General features: G+C 45.0%; 4 protein-coding genes. 3 read left to right on the top strand and 1 reads right to left on the bottom strand.

Translation table 11 applies throughout. The features are described from left to right. A partial coding sequence (gene pflA, locus BHV83_RS00285; protein WP_286755221.1) for a pyruvate formate-lyase-activating protein occupies positions 1 to 642 on the top strand: 642 nt, incomplete at its 5' end. A 2-nt stretch (positions 643 to 644) separates the two neighbouring features. Here pflA and BHV83_RS00280 read toward each other — a convergent pair. Next, positions 645 to 950 carry a DUF4884 domain-containing protein gene (locus tag BHV83_RS00280; RefSeq protein ID WP_122203995.1) on the bottom strand — a complete coding sequence of 102 codons (306 nt, stop codon included), beginning with the start codon at positions 948 to 950 and terminating at the stop codon, positions 645 to 647. Positions 951 to 1,226: 276 nt separating this feature from the next. Between BHV83_RS00280 and ahpC the strand changes: the two genes are divergently transcribed. Both ahpC and ahpF read left to right on the top strand, forming a co-directional pair. Then, the gene (gene ahpC, locus BHV83_RS00275; RefSeq protein ID WP_005634091.1) at positions 1,227 to 1,793 is read left to right on the top strand and encodes an alkyl hydroperoxide reductase subunit C; all 567 of its coding nucleotides are present in this window, start codon (positions 1,227 to 1,229) and stop codon (positions 1,791 to 1,793) included. A 113-nt stretch (positions 1,794 to 1,906) separates the two neighbouring features. Next, positions 1,907 to 3,180 (top strand): alkyl hydroperoxide reductase subunit F (gene ahpF, locus BHV83_RS00270; RefSeq protein ID WP_286755214.1); only part of this gene is annotated, 1,274 nt, incomplete at its 3' end.

Genomic DNA, 3,180 nt, shown 5'->3' with positions numbered 1-3,180 from the left:
TGTCCGCTTCGTTGTCTGTATTGCCACAATCCGGATACCTGGGAGGTAAAGCGTGAAACGCCTTATCTGCTGGAACCTGAAGCGTTGCTTGCCGAAGTGCTGCGCTATAAGAATTTTATCGCTAAAGGTGGTGTTACCGTGACCGGTGGCGAGCCTTTGTTACAACCTGAATTCCTTAAAGAGTTTTTCCGCCTTTGCCGTGAGAACGGTATTCATACGGCGTTGGACACTTCCGGCTATATCTGTTCCGGTAAAGCATTGGAGGTGCTCGAACAGGTCGATCTGGTTCTGTTAGATATCAAGACGATCGACGCCGGTCTTCATCCCCGTTTGACGGCCGTAAAACTCGATAATACTTTACGCTTTCTTGATGAACTGGAGAAACGCGGCATCCCTGTATGGATTCGCCACGTGATCGTGCCCGGCCTGACGGACGATGATGAAGCCTTGAGCAAGCTGGCCGAATATATCAGTTCATATAACGTGGTCCAGAAAGCCGAACTTCTGCCTTATCATACAATGGGAGCTTACAAATATGAGGCACAAGGCCTGGACTATAAGCTGAAAGGTGTGGAACCGCTTTCAGCAGAGCGTCTGGCCAATGCGAAAGCGATCTTTATGAAACACGGGATAACCGTATAAGCCTAATCGAGTGTCTGCTCTTTGATGATGATCGGTTTACGGCTGATCCGGTTGACTGTGCGGACGCTGTCGCTTTCAATACTGGTAACATCTCCCTCGCAGTTGGTGAAATAGATGTAATGTCCCATATCCATGAAACGATAGACCTTACACCCTTCGTGTTCGAACAGATATTCGACTTGATAAGTGGAATTGTTTACCGGTTTTTCCTTTGTAAGGGGTATTTGTGAGACACATGAAGAAAGCCATGCGCTGCAAACGAGCAATAGACTTGCTGAAAATGTATTATACAAACTAGCTCTTCTCATCTTCGAATATTTTTAAGTTAACATCCAAAGGTAACAATTAAAGAATCACATGGTATGACCGAAAGGTATTTTACCTACAATTAGGTATATTTTTATTGTTTCGGAAAACATTACTTTGCTTCCTATTGTCATAGTAGATAAGTATGCTTGCAGATAGAAGTCCGTCTATCGGCAGATAAAAATTATCAATTTGAAAAATTCTTTCAATCAGTATCTTACGATTTACCTTTGTAGGGTAAACAAAAAATAGTAGTAACAAATTAAATAGTAAAAATCATGGAACCAATTATCAATTCACAAGTACCCGAATTCAAAGTACAGGCTTTTCAGAATGGTAGTTTCAAGACAGTAAGTAGCGAAGATATCAAGGGCAAATGGGCCATCTTTTTCTTCTATCCTGCCGACTTTACGTTCGTATGTCCGACCGAATTGGTCGATATGGCTGACAAGTACGGCAAATTTCAGGAAATGGGTGTCGAAGTATATTCCGTAAGTACAGACTCGCACTTTGTACACAAAGCATGGCATGATGCTTCCGAAACGATCCGTAAGATCAAATATCCGATGCTGGCAGACCCGACAGGGGCTTTAAGCCGTGCGTTCGGTGTGATGATTGAAGAAGAGGGTATGGCTTATCGCGGTACGTTCCTGGTAAATCCCGAGGGAAAGATCAAGATTGCCGAAATCCACGATAACGGTATCGGCCGTAATGCAGACGAATTGCTTCGTAAAGTTGAAGCTGCCCAGTTCGTTGCTTCTCACCCGAACGAAGTTTGTCCTGCAAAGTGGAAAAAAGGCGAAGCAACCTTGAAGCCGAGCATCGACTTGGTTGGTAAGATCTAAAAAGAATGATGTGCCAATTGATTAATGTGCCAATTATTTATGAGGCAATACATCGCTTTAGTCGATTGGTACATTCTTTAATTGGCACGTTAATAAATTGACATATTATTTTTATGTTAGACTCAGCAATGAAAGACCAGCTTTCGGGTATTTTCTCCGGACTGGTATCCCAATATGTATTTGATATACAAGTCGCTCCCGATCACGAAAGCCGTCAGGAGCTAATAGACCTGCTTGGTGATGTGGCATCATGCTCGGATCATTTGTCATGCAGCGTTGCGGATGGCGAAGGACTTCAATTTACAATTGTAAAAGACGGTATGCCTACCGGTATCCGGTTTCGTGCAGTACCTAACGGACATGAGTTTACATCCTTGTTGTTAGCTGTCCTGAATAGTGATGGAAAAGGTAAAAATATACCGGACGAAAGTATCTGTGCTCGTGTCAGAGCCTTGAATGGTCCGATCAAGCTGACGACTTATGTTTCTCTTACTTGCACCAATTGTCCGGATGTAGTGCAAGCACTCAATGTCATGGCTACTCTCAATAGCCGGATCACCCACGAAACGGTGGATGGCGCTATCAACCAAAAAGAAGTTGAGGCAATGAAAGTACAGGGGGTCCCTTCTGTTTTTGCCGATGGCAAACTGATCAATGTGGGGCGTAGTGATTTGGGAGAATTGCTTTCCAAACTCGAAGCCCAATACGGAATTAATGAAGGGGGTGTTGATAACTCTGTTGAAAAACCTGTTAAGAACTATGATGTGTTAATAGTGGGGGGTGGACCTGCCGGTGCAGCTTCTGCCATCTACTCGGCACGTAAAGGCTTGAATGTCGCAGTGATAGCCGAACGTATCGGAGGACAGGTCAAAGAAACGGTCGGTATCGAGAACCTGATTTCCGTTCCTCAGACTACCGGACAGCAGTTGGCGAACGACCTTCTGACACATATCAACGACTATCCGGTCGATATACTGGAGCATCGCTGTGTGGATAAAGTCGAACTGGATGGATCGACAAAACTTCTGACCACTTCTACCGGTGAACGTTTTTCCGCTCCTGCCCTTATCGTGGCGACAGGTGCAAGCTGGCGCAAGTTGAATGTTCCGGGCGAAGCGGACTATATCGGAAAAGGTGTCGCTTTTTGCCCTCACTGCGACGGTCCGTTCTATAAAGGTAAGCACGTAGCGGTTGTCGGCGGTGGAAATTCGGGTATCGAAGCGGCTATAGATTTGGCAGGCATTTGTTCGAAAGTGACGGTTCTGGAATTTATGGACGAACTGAAAGCCGACCAAGTGTTGCAGGAAAAAGCAAAGAGCTTGCCGAATGTGGAAGTTTTCTTGCATTCCCAATCTTTGGAAGTGCTCGGTAATGGCGATAAGGTGAC

Source organism: Parabacteroides sp. merdae-related_45_40, assembly GCF_001915675.1.
This window is presented reverse-complemented; position numbering and strand designations above follow the sequence as displayed.